17 protein-coding genes, 1 tRNA gene and 2 pseudogenes are annotated in these 15,292 nt (G+C 58.9%); 10 read left to right on the top strand and 10 right to left on the bottom strand.

The annotated features are described in order from the left end of the window. Window positions 1-19: 19 nt before the first annotated feature. The 3 genes and pseudogenes from QO207_RS31510 to galE all read left to right on the top strand — a co-directional run. Window positions 20-73: pseudogene (locus QO207_RS31510) on the top strand (hypothetical protein); the annotation flags it as partial. Window positions 74-134: 61 nt separating this feature from the next. Further along, a pseudogene (locus tag QO207_RS07300) lies at window positions 135-224 on the top strand (nicotinate-nucleotide diphosphorylase (carboxylating)); the annotation flags it as partial. A 107-nt stretch (window positions 225-331) separates the two neighbouring features. Beyond that, the gene (gene galE / locus QO207_RS07295; protein WP_301531811.1) at window positions 332-1,348 is read left to right on the top strand and encodes a UDP-glucose 4-epimerase GalE; all 1,017 of its coding nucleotides are present in this window, start codon (window positions 332-334) and stop codon (window positions 1,346-1,348) included. 55 nt (window positions 1,349-1,403) lie between these two features. Here galE and QO207_RS07290 read toward each other — a convergent pair. The 3 genes from QO207_RS07290 to QO207_RS07280 form a co-directional block, all read right to left on the bottom strand. After that, window positions 1,404-1,479: transfer RNA gene (locus QO207_RS07290), tRNA-Thr, on the bottom strand. Window positions 1,480-1,513: 34 nt separating this feature from the next. Further along, window positions 1,514-2,650, bottom strand: a complete 1,137-nt coding sequence (locus tag QO207_RS07285; RefSeq protein ID WP_301531810.1) for a glycosyltransferase family 4 protein — start codon at window positions 2,648-2,650, stop codon at window positions 1,514-1,516. Further along, window positions 2,651-3,358, bottom strand: a complete 708-nt coding sequence (locus QO207_RS07280; protein ID WP_301531809.1) for a class I SAM-dependent methyltransferase — start codon at window positions 3,356-3,358, stop codon at window positions 2,651-2,653. A gap of 23 nt (window positions 3,359-3,381) precedes the next feature. Here QO207_RS07280 and QO207_RS07275 point away from each other — a divergent pair, with 23 nt between their 5' ends. Continuing rightward, window positions 3,382-3,783: a GtrA family protein gene (locus QO207_RS07275; RefSeq protein ID WP_301531808.1), complete on the top strand. Its 402-nt coding sequence runs from the start codon at window positions 3,382-3,384 to the stop codon at window positions 3,781-3,783. On the opposite strand, the gene QO207_RS07270 is transcribed toward QO207_RS07275, so the two are convergent. The 4 genes from QO207_RS07270 to QO207_RS07255 form a co-directional block, all read right to left on the bottom strand. Beyond that, window positions 3,770-4,360 (bottom strand): class I SAM-dependent methyltransferase, encoded by a 591-nt coding sequence (locus tag QO207_RS07270; RefSeq protein ID WP_301531807.1) that lies wholly within the window; start codon window positions 4,358-4,360, stop codon window positions 3,770-3,772. The two genes, QO207_RS07275 and QO207_RS07270, sit on opposite strands and share 14 nt — an antisense overlap. After that, on the bottom strand, window positions 4,357-5,511 hold the full coding sequence (locus QO207_RS07265; protein WP_301531806.1) for a glycosyltransferase family 2 protein: 1,155 nt from the start codon (window positions 5,509-5,511) through the stop codon (window positions 4,357-4,359). Before QO207_RS07265 ends, QO207_RS07270 begins: the two co-directional genes overlap by 4 nt. A gap of 11 nt (window positions 5,512-5,522) precedes the next feature. Continuing rightward, window positions 5,523-7,406, bottom strand: a complete 1,884-nt coding sequence (locus QO207_RS07260) for a hypothetical protein (RefSeq protein WP_301531805.1) — start codon at window positions 7,404-7,406, stop codon at window positions 5,523-5,525. A 129-nt stretch (window positions 7,407-7,535) separates the two neighbouring features. Then, a complete protein-coding gene (locus tag QO207_RS07255) occupies window positions 7,536-7,946 on the bottom strand; it encodes a prepilin-type N-terminal cleavage/methylation domain-containing protein (protein WP_301531804.1) in 411 nt (136 codons plus the stop codon). 228 nt (window positions 7,947-8,174) lie between these two features. Here QO207_RS07255 and pilB point away from each other — a divergent pair, with 228 nt between their 5' ends. The 5 genes from pilB to yacG all read left to right on the top strand — a co-directional run bounded on the left by pilB (window position 8,175) and on the right by yacG (window position 12,848). Next, window positions 8,175-9,878, top strand: a complete 1,704-nt coding sequence (gene pilB / locus QO207_RS07250) for a type IV-A pilus assembly ATPase PilB (RefSeq protein WP_301531803.1) — start codon at window positions 8,175-8,177, stop codon at window positions 9,876-9,878. A 3-nt stretch (window positions 9,879-9,881) separates the two neighbouring features. Then, a complete protein-coding gene (locus QO207_RS07245) occupies window positions 9,882-11,099 on the top strand; it encodes a type II secretion system F family protein (RefSeq protein WP_301531802.1) in 1,218 nt (405 codons plus the stop codon). Window positions 11,100-11,102: 3 nt separating this feature from the next. Then, window positions 11,103-11,975, top strand: a complete 873-nt coding sequence (locus tag QO207_RS07240) for an A24 family peptidase (RefSeq protein WP_301531801.1) — start codon at window positions 11,103-11,105, stop codon at window positions 11,973-11,975. A gap of 64 nt (window positions 11,976-12,039) precedes the next feature. Beyond that, complete coding sequence (gene coaE / locus QO207_RS07235) at window positions 12,040-12,648, top strand: dephospho-CoA kinase (RefSeq protein ID WP_301531800.1); 609 nt, start codon at window positions 12,040-12,042, stop codon at window positions 12,646-12,648. Next, the gene (gene yacG / locus QO207_RS07230; protein ID WP_301531799.1) at window positions 12,645-12,848 is read left to right on the top strand and encodes a DNA gyrase inhibitor YacG; all 204 of its coding nucleotides are present in this window, start codon (window positions 12,645-12,647) and stop codon (window positions 12,846-12,848) included. The genes coaE and yacG overlap by 4 nt, the downstream gene beginning before the upstream one ends. Before the next feature lie 174 nt (window positions 12,849-13,022). Here yacG and QO207_RS07225 read toward each other — a convergent pair whose 3' ends face one another. The 3 genes from QO207_RS07225 to QO207_RS07215 all read right to left on the bottom strand — a co-directional run bounded on the left by QO207_RS07225 (window position 13,023) and on the right by QO207_RS07215 (window position 14,465). Further along, window positions 13,023-13,238: a hypothetical protein gene (locus tag QO207_RS07225; RefSeq protein WP_301531798.1), complete on the bottom strand. Its 216-nt coding sequence runs from the start codon at window positions 13,236-13,238 to the stop codon at window positions 13,023-13,025. Window positions 13,239-13,344: 106 nt separating this feature from the next. Then, a complete protein-coding gene (locus QO207_RS07220) occupies window positions 13,345-14,034 on the bottom strand; it encodes an energy-coupling factor ABC transporter permease (RefSeq protein ID WP_301531797.1) in 690 nt (229 codons plus the stop codon). Then, window positions 14,031-14,465, bottom strand: coding sequence for an FAD/FMN-containing dehydrogenase (locus QO207_RS07215; protein ID WP_301531820.1), 435 nt, complete (start codon window positions 14,463-14,465; stop codon window positions 14,031-14,033). The genes QO207_RS07220 and QO207_RS07215 overlap by 4 nt, the downstream gene beginning before the upstream one ends. 121 nt (window positions 14,466-14,586) lie before the next feature. Here QO207_RS07215 and QO207_RS07210 point away from each other — a divergent pair, with 121 nt between their 5' ends. Beyond that, window positions 14,587-15,216 (top strand): DUF1780 domain-containing protein, encoded by a 630-nt coding sequence (locus QO207_RS07210; RefSeq protein ID WP_301531796.1) that lies wholly within the window; start codon window positions 14,587-14,589, stop codon window positions 15,214-15,216. Window positions 15,217-15,292: the final 76 nt, after the last annotated feature.

Raw genomic sequence — 15,292 nt, 5'->3', positions numbered from 1 at the left:
ATTCGGCCTGTCCAGCGCCGTGTGGGCGGGCGACCGCGAGGATGGCCTGCGCCTCGCCCGGCAGATGCGCGCCGGCCAATGCTTCGTCAACGGCGGTGCCTTCAACTACCGGGCGCCGTTCGGTGGCTACAACCATCGCCGAGACCGGTGTGGACTACATCTCCATCGGCACCCTGACCAAGGACATCAAGGCGCTCGATCTGTCGATGCGACTGAGCCTGTAAGTTTTCCTACTAGCCTTCACGCTGCCCCTGATAGTGCCGATTCGTGCGCCTCTGACATACTCAGACGCTCACGAATCGGCGATCAACWAGGGAGCAGGAACGCGATCATGACGAAAAGGATTCTGTTGACCGGGGGCTGCGGCTACATCGGCTCCCACATTTGCCTGGAACTGATCGAGCAGGGATTCCATCCCGTCGTCCTCGACAACCTGAGCAACAGCTCGCCCATTCCGCTGCAGCGCATCGAACAGCTCACGGGCCAGGCCATACCGTTTGTGGAAGGTGATGTCCGCGACGAAGCGGTCCTCGGCAGGCTGTTCCGCGAGTTCGACATCGACGCGACCATCCACCTCGCCGGCCTGAAGTCCGTCGCCGAATCCGTCGCCGATCCCATGGCCTACTACCAGACCAACTTCGCCGGCACCGTCACCCTGTGCCAGGTCATGCAACGTCATGGCGTGAAGCGCTTCATCTATAGCTCCTCCGCCACCGTCTACGGCCTTGCAGCCGAAAGCCCGATCCGCGAAGACGCCCCCACCGGCCCGGCCAGCCCCTACGGTCAATCCAAGCTGATGGCGGAAATCGCCCTGCGCGACATCGCCCGCGCCGATCCGCAGTGGACCATGGCCATCCTGCGCTACTTCAACCCGGTTGGCGCCCACGTCAGCGGGCAGATCGGCGAGCACCCCAACGGCATCCCCAACAACCTGATGCCCTACGTCTCCCAGGTCGCCACCGGCAAGCAACCCTTCATCCGCGTGTTCGGCAACGATTACCCGACACCGGACGGCACTGGCGTGCGCGATTACCTGCACGTCAGCGACCTCGCCGATGCCCACCTCAGCGCCTTGCGCTGGCTCGACGGCGCCAGCGGCGCGAAGACCTTCAACATCGGCACCGGCCGCGGCTACAGCGTGCTGGAAATCATCCACGCCTACGAAAAGGCCTGCGGCCGCGAACTGCCCTACCAGTTCCTGCCCCGCCGTGACGGCGACATCGCCACCTACCACGCCGACCCGACCCTGGCCGGTTCAGAGTTGCGCTGGAACGCCAGCCGCGACATCGAAGACATGTGCCGCGACGCGTGGAACTGGCAAAGCCGCAACCCCAGTGGCTATGCCTGAGCCTTTCTTCCAGCCAACAAAAAGCCCCGCTCTAAGCGGGGCTTTTTGCTGAAGCTGGTGCCGGTAAGAGGAATCGAACCCCCGACCTTCTCATTACGAATGAGCTGCTCTACCGACTGAGCTACACCGGCGGCGGGGGCACTTTATCAGCCACCTATGCGCTAATCAATTGCAGCCAGAAATCGAACGGTAGATGCGCAGGTACGCCTCAACACAGCTCTCCCAGGACCACTGCCGCGAAAGCTGCTCAGCATGGGGGCGGGCTTTACGCAACAGATCCGGCTCACTTGCCACCTTGCTCAGCGCCTGGCGCAACTGAATCGCGGCGTCGGCCCCTGAGACGTCCGCTGCAAATACACAGCGCTCATCCAAGCTTGGAAACGCCGACCTGACTTCCTCACTGACAAACACAGGCGTACCGCATGCCAGTGACTCCTGAATGACCAGGGGAAACCCTTCGCCCTTGCTTGGGAGAACCAGCAGATCGGCCTGCTGGTAAAAATGGACAACCTCCTCCGCTCGGAGTCCCTCCAGGACAGTAACCTGCTCCGCCAGATCCCATTGCCGGGGAGATAGCGGGCCCCAACCTACAAATGTCCAATGAACGCCCGGAATATCCAGGCATGACCTGAGCAGATGGATACCCTTCTTCTCGACGAATCGCCCCACGAAGAGAAGCTTCAATGCACCATCCCGCAAACCTGGTGCAGCCGGAGCGTAACGCTGATGATCAACGCCATTAGCGATGACATCTCCCGGCTGGTCACGTCGCAGGATGGCCGCCCAGTAGTCCGCAACGGGGCGCGACACAAAGATGACACGAGCGACACGAGCAAGCACGAAGCGCCCGAGGCTGCGATTGAGCATGCGCAAAATGAAGCGGGCGACGGATGAGTTGAATTCGATCCAGCCGATGTGCTGGGTCACCACTACGGGGCGCCGCAAGCACCATGCGAACAACAGCGTTATCAGGGATGGGAAGTATAGGTAATCATGAACCTGCACCAACTGGGCGGACCTGACGGCCTTCCAGAGCTTGCGCAGGCTTGCAAGCCCCCACAAAGGCAAGGGTAATCCCAGGAAGCGCTCACAAAAATCGACAGCAGATGCCGGCTCGACTCGCAGACCGTTGCCACCCTGAGGAACCTCCTCAGACGAGCCTCCCGCCATCCAGGTGAGCTGAACGCCTTCGCTGGCAAGTCCCTCAGCCAGCCGTCCCGCCACGACTTCGATACCACCGCCGTGCGCAGGATAAAATGCGCTGACCTGCAGCACTCTTAACGTCTGTTCGTTCGGTGACAACTACTTCTCCCTGGGCTTGGCCACCAACAGGTAAACGGATGCATTGCTATCCCTGATGGAAGCAGGAGTAACTTTGTCCTCCACCCACATCCGGCCATACATCAGGGTGCAGACGGCTGCCGACATCACCTTGCCCAGCCACCCCATTCGCGAGAAAAGGTGATGGTAAGCGAGGCTACGGAACTGCGTGGTCCAGGCGAGAGGACCGACGATAGGCCTGACCTCGAGCACCTCGAACCCCGCCAACTCCAACTCCCTGCAAAGCCCATCGCCCGTCCAACGGCGGTAGTCACCGGGATGTGGGTGATACAGCCAGACTCCGTGAGTCGACAGGAGCAGACGTCCATCGGGCTGCAGTACACGCTTGCATTCAGCCAGATACTGCTGCACTTCCCAGACATGCTCGAGCACCTGGAACGACACTACGCAATCCGCAGAGTGGTGCTCCAGCGGCAATTGCTCGCCTTCCTTGAAGTGCAAATCTGCCAGATCATTTCCTTCAAGATCACAACGCAAGTATTCACGACAAGAAGAGTCGAACAGACTTTTATAAGGCGCATCGCCACAACCAAAGTCCACAACCCGAGCGCTCTTGTTCAACTTCCCACAAGCGTTCAAGGTCGTGACAACCGCCTGGACGGTCGTTTGCAATCGCCTGAGGACGAAGGCATCATGACGCCAGATCGGCGAATTCAGTCTTCCCGCCATACTACTCTCCGCAGACGATCAAATTGATTCCAATCGCCAATATACTGAAGGATCGCCGTTACTACCGATTTATTACCATTGGCGGACTTTGCTTCCTGGTCAATCTGGCAACGCTATATGTAGCGACCGATTTATTCGGGCTTCACTATCTTGTCTCGATGGTCATTTCCATATTGATCGCCAATACACTGGGCTGGGCACTAAATCGTCACTGGACATTCAATACTACCCAAACGCCAGCACTCGTCGAGTTCTCTCGATACCTGTCCGCCAATATCGGCCTGTTCGCCATCAACCTGGCGCTGATGGCGGCACTGGTTTCGGGCCTGGGCATTCACTACCTCGCGGCTAGCGCCATCCTGGCGGTATGCATGACCATCCTCAACTTCACGATCCACCGCGACTGGAGCTTCAGGAAGAAGTAGCAGCCTGCCGCTCATAGAGTGCGTAGTACTGCAGCCCGTTGGTAGCCAGCCCGAGGAGTCCACTGTGGCACTTCATGGGCATAACTTTTGTCTTGAGCCTCCAGCCCCTGCGACTGAGGTGATCGGTCCAACTGCTGCCATGCTGGTACTGATAGAGCGAGGGAATGCCGAAACGGCGGTTTCCTAACTCATCGAGCACAGCCAGCGTCCAGCGCCCCACTGATGTCTGGTAAGCGTGGTCCTTGATCAGCAGGTAGCGGCCAGAAACCCGGGACAGCTCATCCAGTTGATAGAACGGGTCCTCGCAGTGATGCAGGACATCGATGGAATAGACCAGATCGAAGCTGCCATCCGCAAATGGAATAGCCTCACCGGGCGTATAGATCTGCGGCTCGAAATGAACATTCGGGCGGCGCTTGACGTCCAGCGCAGTCAGGTTCTTCACGCCGTCCAAGGCATTGAAGCGACTGGCAAACCAGCCATCGCCGCTGCCGAAATCCAGAACCCTGTTCAACTCGCCCAACCCGCCGACCACTGGTAACAGGTGATCGGCGATACGCAATCTGTATGGATTCATGCAATGGTTTTCCGGGCAGGAATTCGCAGCGTCTCAAGGAAAAAGGCCGCGAGGAAGATCTCGCCACCCAGTGCAATTGCAGTTACAGAGGGAACGACCCAGCGCATCACCACCCGCGGGTCCAGCGCGCCGAATCCACCCTCGCTCCAGATCAGCACGGCTTCCCAGGTCATCCAGCCGCCGAATGCGAAAAGCGCAAGGGATAGCAGGATACCGCGCTCCAGCGTGAGCTGTGAAAGCGCAGCCATCCATCGTGCATCGATAGGTAACCACCCCGAGGTCATCCCAACCAGCCGACTGAAGACCGAGAAGAACACCATCTGCAAGCCCAGAAGAATACCGGCACCCGCGTAAACCAGCGTATGGACGTCCAGGCCGACGTCCTTGACTACGATGGGATGGAAGTCGATGACCACCATCAGCAGGGAGCTGAGCACAAACAAAAGGAGCCCGGGAACGAAAAATAGCCAATGCGGGCTGAAGATCAGCAGAAACTTCAGGTGTCGCCAGCCATCACGCCAGGTGCGCAGGTGTGGCGGGCGCGAGCGCCCATCCGGGGAGAGCGTGATCGGCACCTCGCAGATACGAAGCTTCTGCAGCGAGGCCTTCACCACCATCTCGCTGGCGAACTCCATACCAGGGGAGTTCAGATCCAGCCTCAGGATCGCCTCACGGGAAAATCCGCGCAGGCCGCAGTGAAAATCCCCCACCGGCGCCTTGAAGAACAGTCGCCCAATGAAGCTCAGGACTGGGTTGCCGAGGTAGCGATGCAGGAAGGGCATGGCCCCTTTCTCGATTCCGCCAGCGAAACGGTTACCCATGACCAAGTCATAGCCTTCGCGCAATTTCTCTAGCATGCCTTCAAGGCGCTGGAAATCATAACTGTCGTCGGCGTCGCCCATAATCACAAAGCTACCCCTGGCAGAGTGAATGCCTCCCATCAGCGCAGCCCCATAGCCCTTCAGGGGAATATCGACAACTCGCGCTCCCAACCGGCGAGCGAGTTCCTGGGAACCATCCACCGACCCGTTATCGGCAATCAAAACTTCGCCATCTATCTGATACCTGCGAAGGAAAGCCATGGCTTTACCGACGCAAGTTTCAACAGTTTCTGCCTCATTCAAACAAGGCATCAAAATAGTCAGTTCCAAATCCACTCCAACTAATCAGGCGTCAGCATAGAACCACGAGAACAATCGTAAACGCCCTTTCCGGCGAGCACTTCCTGGTACGTACCGATTCGGCGATCCAGCGGGTTGCGTAAAAGTTGAGCCGTTACACCTAGCTCTTCCGAAACCAGTACGGTGGTATCCGTGTTAGGGTAATAGCGGGCCCATGCCTGATCGTGCCACTCGGACACACCTCCTGTCGGCCCATACAACTTGGGACAAGCCGCCTCAATGATCGAAAATGCCTGGTCAGCCCTTTTTCGAGAGGCTTCAAATTCGACATCGGGCTGAGTTCTTTCCACCAGAGCGCAACTGATGAGCGCCTGATGGGTCTTGGCGTTCTTGTACATATTATTCTGCTGAACGAACTCGTATATAGACCCCTGGGCTGGCTTGACTCGGTCGTAATCAAATGTCAGACATTGCTTAAGGTCCACTTCATAACCCAGGCGATAGATCATCCGATTGACCTGCACTCGCCCCTTCTCGATATCAGCCGGAGAGCGATCAAGGAAATTCGAGAAGACACCCCGCACCCGCCCCTTCCACTGATCCCGCAATGCGTCGTAACGATCACCCAGCGGGGTACCCTCTTCAAATGAAAACTGCCCCAAAGGGTTGGCCATCACCCCCCTGAAACCCGCCTTGGCGAATAGGGAGGCGTTGGTTTGCGTGCCCAGCAACAAGTGAAGGTATGGCTCATTAACCAAGGCCGGGGCAGCGCGAATCTTATAGAAGGGCTTTGCATCCCATTGCTCGAAAGTAAATCGAAACTCGGTAGCGCTGAAACTGTAGCCGCCCTGAAGACAAACCAGCAGCAACGCAAGTACGCGCCCCAGCTTGTTCCCGAACAATATGAACAACCACCGAGCTAGCAGCACTCCGGCCAGCAGGCACAATGCAACGACATAACGGCCGTTGCCGGAAATCGCCAGCCAGACCACAAAACCTACAACGAAGAATATCAATGAGTCCCAATCCGCCTGAGTGATTCGACCAGCATCTCGCCGTGCCAGCCGAATCAGTACCCATGGCAAAGCAATGACCAGGACAATGAGTAAAAGCAGGAAGCGGGCATCCGGAGCAAAACCTTCAAAGTAGCTGAATCGCTTCATCTCGGCGATCTGCAGCACTCGTTCCCAGATATTGATGCCACCGCTGAAGCGGGCAGACGCCACACTCTCAACCGGCGCATAAGGCGACTGAAAAATGTTGTTGTATAACGGAAAAATAGGGCTCTGAAAGTGCTTGTAAAGCTCCCAGCTATACCACCCCATCCCCAGAAGTAGACCGATCGTTACGCCACCAACACACGCCAGAACCGATGAAAGCGGCGCACGCCGACCGAGTAATTGGCCAAATAGAACAGAGCACAGAGCAATCAGGAAAATCAGGTTACTAAGCTTGATTGACACCGCGATAGCAATCGCGAAACCTGCGAGAAATAGATCAAGACCACGCCCTTCAGTCTTCCTCGGGAAGATCACGAGCAATAACGCCAACATGACGAAGATGCTCGAAATGACGTCGACCGAAGAGCTCGCAATCAGGGCAAGGAAAATAGGTGATACCCAAGCCAGCGACGTAGCCAAAGCACTCCACAAAAAGTAGTTCGGCTTGCCGCCCCACAAACGCTGGCTAAAACGGAAGATCAGATAGACGTTGATAGAATGGATTGCACCGAAGATCAGGCCAATTACCCAAGAAGGCCAATCCCAAGAAACCATGAAATAAAAAGGCAGGTAGCCAAGCGGATTCTGGTAGCTCTGTGGGCCGGCGGCAAAGAGGTCAGTAAATACCTGACCATTCAACCAAGCATAAGGCAGGTAAAAATGGTGATTCAGGATATCCCAGCCAAGATCTTTGCCGATCAGCATGCCCCAGATGACCGTAAGGCACATCAGAGCGGTAACAAATATTCCGCCACGACTCATATTATCTTTCTTCTCAAATAAAAATGGCGCACCACTGGTGCGCCACTCTACCAGCCGAAAAGCTAGAGGCTATTAGCGGCAGGAACCCGGCATCAGGCGAGCCGGAGTACCGGCACACTTCCATGCAGTAATAGCGTTACCGCCCGAAGGAATAGTCGGGGTCAAGGTGATGGTAACAGCCTCACCGATAGTGGTGGCGTTGCCGTAAGCGTTGATGACACCGCTAGTAGTACCAACGGTCATGGAAGTCACGAACTGAGTGGCGACGAACGAATCGGCGCAAGAGTTCAGGTTGGTGGCACCAGCGGACTGAACAATTTCAGTTACGCAAGTACGTGCCGAGCTGGCAGCCAGTACCACTTCGGAAACACGGGCCTTACGGGTGTAATCCTGATAAGCCGGCAGAGCGATGGCGGCCAGGATGCCGATGATCGCAACCACGATCATCAGTTCGATCAGGGTAAAGCCTTTTTGAGCTTTCATAAGTTCTCTCCAGGTTTTTAGAAGAGGTCGTAGGACCTGTCGTCTCACGAAGCAGGTTCCATGCCAATTCTCTGACACCGCTTTCGGTGGGAGCTGTAGGGCCTGAAGGAAACTTAAAGTGCGATTTTTCGCACCAAGTGACAATTTTCGACACCCGAAACAACCAGGTTTGGCTCCGCCGACCATCTACGATATAAGGCATGCAATACATCATTCGGCCATCTCTGTATGAACGATCAAGTCGTGCTCTCCGGTCTCGCCCGCCAACTGGTGCGCTCCGAGTTGCTGGACGAGAAAAGCGCTCAGCAGGCCCAATTGCAGGCCCAGCGGAACAAACTGTCGCTGGTCACCTACCTTGTGCAGAACAAGCTGGTGAAGAGCCGACCGCTCACCGAGCTGGCGGCAGACCAGTTCGGTATCGCCTACTGCGACCTCTCAGGCATTGATCGCGAGGCAATCCCAAAGGAACTCGTCAGCGAGAAACTTATTCGGCAGCACCGTGTTATTCCGCTCTGGCGACGCGGTAACAAGCTGTTCGTGGGGCTGTCGGACCCGACCAATCACCAGGCGATTACCGACGTGCAGTTCAGTACCGGGCTGACCACTGAGGCCATCCTGGTCGAGGACGACAAGCTCGGCGATATGATCGAAAAGATCTTCGAGAGCGTCACCGGCGGCCTGGATGACCTCGGGGACGTCGACCTCGATGGCCTGGACATCGAGAGCGGAAACTCCGAACCGAAGGATGATGCCGCCGGTGATGCCGCAGATGACGCCCCTGTTGTGCGGTTCGTTAACAAGATGCTGCTGGACGCCATCAAAGGCGGCTCCTCCGACTTGCACTTCGAGCCTTATGAAAAGATCTACCGAGTACGCTTCCGCACCGACGGCATGCTGCATGAAGTCGCCAAACCGCCAATCCAGTTGGCCAGCCGCATCTCTGCRCGCCTGAAGGTCATGGCCGGCCTGGATATTTCCGAGCGCCGCAAACCCCAGGACGGCCGTATCAAGATGCGAGTCTCCAAGACCAAGTCCATCGACTTCCGCGTCAACACTCTGCCCACACTATGGGGTGAGAAAATCGTGATGCGGATTCTCGACTCGTCCAGTGCGCAGATGGGTATTGATGCACTTGGGTACGAGGAGCCGCAGAAGCAGCTTTATCTGGAGGCGCTCAAGCAACCGCAGGGCATGATTCTCGTTACTGGGCCAACCGGTTCCGGCAAGACCGTTTCGCTCTACACAGGTATCAACATTCTCAACACCCCGGACATCAATATTTCCACGGCAGAAGACCCAGTGGAGATCAACCTGGAAGGCATCAACCAGGTTAACGTCAATCCCCGCCAGGGCATGGACTTCGCCCAGGCCCTTCGCGCCTTCCTGCGTCAGGACCCCGACGTGATCATGGTCGGCGAGATTCGTGACCTGGAAACCGCCGAAATCGCCATCAAAGCAGCGCAGACCGGCCACATGGTGATGTCCACCCTGCACACCAACAGCGCCGCCGAAACTCTGACGCGCTTGCTGAACATGGGCGTTGCTTCGTTCAACCTGGCGACCTCCACCAACCTCATCATCGCCCAGCGACTGGCGCGCAAGCTGTGTCCCCATTGCAAGAAGGAGCATGACGTTCCACAAGAGGCCCTGCTTCACGAAGGCTTCCCGGCCGACAAGATCGGCACGTTCAAGCTGTATTCGCCCGTCGGGTGCGACAATTGCAAGGGCGGATACAAAGGACGCTTGGGTATTTATGAAGTGGTTAAAATCACGCCAGCCCTGCAGCGGATTATCATGGAGGAAGGCAACTCCATTCAGATCGCCGATCAGGCCCGAAAAGAAGGCTTCAACGATCTGCGTACTTCGGGGCTGCTGAAGGCCATGCAAGGCGTTACCAGCCTCGAAGAAGTCAACCGCGTCACCAAGGATTAATCCATGGCGGAAAAAGCAGCAAAGATGGGCGTCTTTACCTGGGAGGGTACGGATCGCAAGGGCGGGAAGGTCAAGGGGGAACTCTCAGGCACCAACTCCGCCCTTATCAAGGCGCAATTGCGTAAACAGGGGATCAATCCGACCCGTGTGCGCAAGAAGAGCATCTCGCTGTTCAGCAAGGGCAAGAAGATCAAGCCAATGGACATTGCCCTGTTCACCCGTCAGATGGCAACCATGATGGGGTCTGGCGTACCTTTGCTGCAGTCTTTCGACATCATCGGCGAAGGCTTCGACAACCCGAATATGCGCAAGCTGGTCGACGAGGTCAAACAGGAAGTTGCTGCAGGCAATAGCCTGGCTAACTCGCTGCGCAAAAAGCCTCAGTACTTCGATGACCTCTACTGCAACCTGGTGGATGCCGGCGAGCAATCGGGCGCCTTGGAGTCACTGCTTGACCGGGTAGCGACCTACAAGGAAAAGACCGAGTCCCTTAAAGCCAAGATCAAGAAAGCCATGACCTATCCGATTGCCGTGGTGGTGGTCGCGATCGTGGTATCGGCCATCCTGCTGATCAAGGTGGTCCCACAGTTCCAATCGGTGTTCGCTAACTTCGGCGCTGAACTCCCCGCTTTCACAAAAATGGTGATATCGATATCGGAGGTGCTGCAGGAGTGGTGGCTGATAGTCTTGATAGCCCTCTTCGCTGCCGCGTTCGCTCTTCGAGAAACTCATCGGCGATCGGAAAAATTCCGGGATGGTGTGGATCGCACCCTCCTCAAAGTACCGGTCGTTGGCGACATTATTTATAAATCAGCAGTAGCTCGTTACGCGCGAACCCTATCGACTACCTTTGCGGCAGGTGTTCCGTTGGTCGAAGCTCTTGACTCCGTCTCCGGCGCCACCGGCAACGTGGTATTCCGTAATGCCGTGAACAAGATCAAGCAGGATGTTTCCTCTGGCACTCAGTTGAACTTCTCGATGCGCACCACTGGCGTATTTCCCAGCATGGCCGTGCAGATGGCTGCCATTGGCGAGGAGTCCGGTTCGCTGGACAACATGCTGGATAAAGTCGCCGGATATTACGAAGAAGAAGTCGACAACGCCGTCGACAACCTCACCACCCTGATGGAGCCGATGATCATGGCTGTACTGGGTGTTCTCGTCGGTGGTCTGATCATCGCCATGTACCTGCCGATCTTCCAACTGGGCAACGTCGTCTAAACCATGGCTGTTCTCGACTTCCTGGCCAGCACCCCGCTGGCCTTTGTTTTATGCGCCACCCTCCTCGGCCTGCTGGTCGGCAGCTTCCTCAATGTGGTGATTCATCGTCTGCCGAAAATGATGCAGCTTTCCTGGCAGCGTGAAGCCCGCGAGGCGCTGGAGTTGCCGGAGGAGGAGTCGCAGGGCACCTACAACCTGATCCTGCCGAATTCGCAGTGCCCGCATTGCGCCCACGAGATCAAGCCTTGGGAGAACATCCCGGTGGTGAGTTGGCTGGCGCTGGGTGGCAAGTGCTCGTCGTGCAAGGCGCCGATCAGCAAGCGTTATCCGCTGATCGAGCTGGCTTGCGGTGTGCTCTCGGCGTTCATTGCCTGGCACTACGGCTTTGGCTGGCAAGCCGGGGCGATGTTGCTGCTGGCCTGGGGGCTGCTGGCGATGAGCATGATCGATGTCGATCACCAGTTGCTGCCGGACGCCCTGGTGCTGCCGCTGCTCTGGCTAGGGCTGATCGTCAATTACTTCGGGCTGTTTACCAACCTGGGTGATGCGCTCTGGGGCGCGGTGTTCGGTTACCTGAGCCTGTGGTCGGTGTACTGGCTGTTCAAACTGATCACCGGCAAGGAAGGCATGGGCTACGGCGACTTCAAGCTGCTGGCGATGCTCGGCGCCTGGGGGGGCTGGCAGGTGCTGCCGCTGACCATCCTGCTGTCGTCGCTGGTGGGTGCGGTGCTGGGCGTGATCATGCTGCGCTTGCGCAACGCCGAGACCAGTACGCCGATCCCCTTCGGTCCCTATCTGGCGATTGCCGGCTGGATTGCGCTGCTCTGGGGTGATCAAATAACCGCGACCTATCTGCAGTTCGCCGGTTTCCGCTAGCCTTCTCCGGCGTCGATCCCCTTCGACGCCCGCGACGGCCCCCGGGCCGGCAGAAAGGAGAACGATGAAACCCTGGATTCTGGGCCTTACTGGCGGCATCGGCAGCGGTAAGAGCGCCGCCGCCGAACACTTCGCTTCGCTGGGCATCCACATGGTCGACGCCGACCACGCCGCGCGCTGGGTGGTGGAACCCGGCCGCCCTGCCCTGGCGAAAATCGTCGAGCGCTTCGGCGAAGCCATGCTGCTGCCGGACGGCCAACTCAACCGTGCCGCCCTGCGCGAGCGCATCTTCAAGGCCGAAGACGAACGCCGCTGGCTGGAGCAATTGCTGCACCCGCTGATCGGCCAGGAAATCGCCAGCAACCTGGCGCAGGCGCAATCGCCTTACGCCATCCTGGTCTCGCCGCTGCTGGTGGAGTCCGGGCAGTACCGCATGACCCAGCGCGTGCTGGTGGTGGATACCCCCGAGCACCTGCAACTGGAGCGCACCATGCGCCGTGACCAGGTGTCGGAAGAACAGGTCCGCTCGATTCTCAAGGTTCAGGCCTTGCGTGATGACCGACTCAAGCACGCGGACGACGTGCTGCTCAACGATGGCGACCTCGCCCACCTGCACCAGCAGGTCGAGCGTCTGCATCAGTTCTATCTAGGCCTGCGTGGAGGACAACCATGAGCCAACCCCTGACCGTGGAATGCCCCACCTGCGGCGCCCCCGTGGAGTGGAACGCGAAGAACGAATACCGGCCCTTCTGCTCGCACCGCTGCAAGCTGATCGATCTCGGCGCCTGGGCGGCGGAGGAGCACGCCATCCCCGGCGACAATCTCGAGGATGAGCTGTTCTCCGGCGATCTGGAGAAGCCGCGCGGGCACTAAGCCCACTCATGAAGCCGCCCCGATGGGCGGCTTTTTTGTGGGCGACGGATGGGCTTTTTGTAGGAGCGAGCTTGCTCGCGAACCGCCCCGGCAACGGAACAGCCGGAGAGCACCGTTCGCAAGCAAGCTCGCTCCTACAGAAGAAATAAGGCCCGCATCTGCAGGCCTTTTCGTTCAGGGGCGCATGAAGGCGTAGTCCCTGTCCTCGCCCAGGTTGTCGGCGAGGAAATGCAGTTCATGCCCCAGGTCTTCCTGCGTGCGCACCTGCGCGTTGGCCTGCACCACCGCACTGAGCAGCGCGCGCACGACCAGTTGCGGGTCCTGCCCGGCCGCTTCAGCTTCGATCAGCAGTTCGTTGAGGCGTTGTTCGGCCCAGCTGTGAGTGCTCATCGGCATTCTCCTTGCGAATGGGGGCCAAGCTTCCCTGATCCTGGGAGGTTGCCGAACTGACCTGGATCAAACCGCGCGGGACATGGGCCTCGCCGATGGCCGACCATCAGCGCGGCTCATCGTCATCCTTCCACGGTGCCTGCAGGTAGCGCGTGCGGTTGAAGGTCTCCAGCCAGTCCGGGTAGAAGACCACCAGCCCGGTGACGATGGTGCCGTTGATGAAGGCTTCGGGGAACATGATCAGCCAGAGGTAGCCGATGAAGTCCTCGATCCACGGCGGCATCGGGAACAGCCCATCCATCCACAGCAAACCAAGCCCCACCAGCAGGCTGCAAACCGCCGCCAGCGCCGCCGGGAAGAAGCCTGAGCAGAAGATGTAGACGAACAGGTTCCGCGGCTGGCGGCGCTCGACGAAGATCGCCGCCAGCTCGGTGATGAGCACCGGGATCAGCACCAGCAGGATGCCGTTGATGCCGATGGCGGCCCAGTCCTGCCGACCGATCGCACAAAGCCCGAGCTGCGCCACCAGGCCGACCAGTACCGCCAGCGGCCAGTCCAGCAGCAGGGTCACGGCGGTCATGCCGATGAAGTGGAAGGACACCCCGGAAGCGAAGTCCCGCCGTACCAGCCAGAGCAGGAACAGCCCGAGCATGGTGCCGAACACCAGGTGCTGGCGGCGGAAGTCGCTGACCAGCTCCAGCCACGGCGCGCGCCAGATGGCCCAGGCGACGATGGGCAGATAGATTGCCCAGCCGATCTCCAGGGTTTCCGCCGACAGCAGCTGCGCGGCGATCACGGTGCGCCTCGCTCCAACGCCTGGCGCAAGGCTTCAGCCGAGTCGAGCTGATGGGTCGCGACGACCTTGCCCTGTTCGAGTTGCAGCCAGGTCACCGCATCGGCCTGGGCCGGGAAGCGATTGGCCACACGCGGTTCGCGGTCGAGCAATACACGGTAGGAGTAATCGCGCATGGCAGGGATGGCGAACATTTTCGAGATGGGCGCCGGCATGCGGCTGATATCGGCGACGAAGGCGGCGTCACGCGCTTCGAGATAGCCTGACGGGCGCTCGGCCAGCGCCGCTTTCACCAGCTTCGAGCCAGCCATGTCATGGGCGACCAGCAGCACCTTGAGGTCGGCGTTCGCCGTGTAGGGTTTGTCGAACTGATCCAGCAGCGTCCAGCCAATGGCCGGAGAATCCTGCGCCACTGCCAGGCTCGCCAGCACCATCAACAGCATCCCGCCCAGCACTCGTCTCACGCTTCCCCCTTGCCCGCAGCGGCCAATGATTGGCAACAGTCTACACCGCCATCGGCGCCCGCCCGCGGTTGCCAGCAACTATGCTTGAGGCATGAACGAATCCGACTATCTGCGCCTGCTGACGCGCCAGGCGGAACAAGCCAACGACTTCCTATCCAACTCCCGCAAGTGGGAAAGGGAGTGCTGGGCCTGCCAGCGCCTGCTGCAGGCGCTGAAGGTGCCGTATCGCCAGGAAGACTTCATTGCGCCGACGCAGCAGCCGCCGGATGTGTTGTTCCGCGACGCCACCTTCGAGGTGTTCTTCGTGCTCGACCAGGGCCGCCGGCTCAACGAGGAGTGGAAGGAGGAGCTGCTGCGCCGGCGCATGGCCCAGAGCCTCAACCAACTGATCCGCCGCGAGCAGCGTCCCAAGCGGATTCCCTGCGCGGAGCTACAGGCACGCCTGGCGCCGACGCTGCGCAAGAAGGCGCACAACTACACCGAGCGTGGCATCGACCCGCGCGAGCTGGACTTGCTGGCTTTCGTCAGCCTCAAGCGCGAGACGCCGGACTTCAACACCCCTTTCCCGCCGCCCACCGAGTACCTGCGCCAGGGTTGGCGCTCGTTATCGGTGGTCGGCCCGACGTTCGCCCGCGTGCTTTTTGCCCACAGCGACGCGCCGGATTTCCTGCGTGGCAACCTGGGCCGCAGCATCCTTTTCGACATGGGCGTCGGCCTGTAAATAGGCGCCGACGCAAAGCTGCATTGATCGGCGGTGCATTGAGAGGCCGCGCAAGCCCTACTAGAATGCTTGGCAT

Origin of the sequence: Pseudomonas sp. CAN1, from assembly GCF_030462585.1 — a bacterium.
GTDB lineage: Bacteria > Pseudomonadota > Gammaproteobacteria > Pseudomonadales > Pseudomonadaceae > Pseudomonas.
The sequence above is the reverse complement of the archived record's forward strand: the minus strand, read 5'-3'. Positions and strand labels throughout refer to the sequence as shown.

Excerpts from the sequence above, each read along its gene's own strand:
- galE (WP_301531811.1), top strand. The coding sequence starts at position 332 with ATGACGAAAAGGATTCTGTTGACCGGGGGCTGCGGCTACATCGGCTCC.
- QO207_RS07280 (WP_301531809.1), bottom strand. The coding sequence starts at position 3,358 with ATGGCGGGAAGACTGAATTCGCCGATCTGGCGTCATGATGCCTTCGTC.
- QO207_RS07270 (WP_301531807.1), bottom strand. The coding sequence starts at position 4,360 with ATGAATCCATACAGATTGCGTATCGCCGATCACCTGTTACCAGTGGTC.
- QO207_RS07260 (WP_301531805.1), bottom strand. The coding sequence starts at position 7,406 with ATGCTGATCGGCAAAGATCTTGGCTGGGATATCCTGAATCACCATTTT.
- QO207_RS07255 (WP_301531804.1), bottom strand. The coding sequence starts at position 7,946 with ATGAAAGCTCAAAAAGGCTTTACCCTGATCGAACTGATGATCGTGGTT.
- QO207_RS07245 (WP_301531802.1), top strand. The coding sequence starts at position 9,882 with ATGGCGGAAAAAGCAGCAAAGATGGGCGTCTTTACCTGGGAGGGTACG.
- QO207_RS07240 (WP_301531801.1), top strand. The coding sequence starts at position 11,103 with ATGGCTGTTCTCGACTTCCTGGCCAGCACCCCGCTGGCCTTTGTTTTA.
- coaE (WP_301531800.1), top strand. The coding sequence starts at position 12,040 with ATGAAACCCTGGATTCTGGGCCTTACTGGCGGCATCGGCAGCGGTAAG.
- yacG (WP_301531799.1), top strand. The coding sequence starts at position 12,645 with ATGAGCCAACCCCTGACCGTGGAATGCCCCACCTGCGGCGCCCCCGTG.
- QO207_RS07225 (WP_301531798.1), bottom strand. The coding sequence starts at position 13,238 with ATGAGCACTCACAGCTGGGCCGAACAACGCCTCAACGAACTGCTGATC.
- QO207_RS07215 (WP_301531820.1), bottom strand. The coding sequence starts at position 14,465 with ATGGTGCTGGCGAGCCTGGCAGTGGCGCAGGATTCTCCGGCCATTGGC.
- QO207_RS07210 (WP_301531796.1), top strand. The coding sequence starts at position 14,587 with ATGAACGAATCCGACTATCTGCGCCTGCTGACGCGCCAGGCGGAACAA.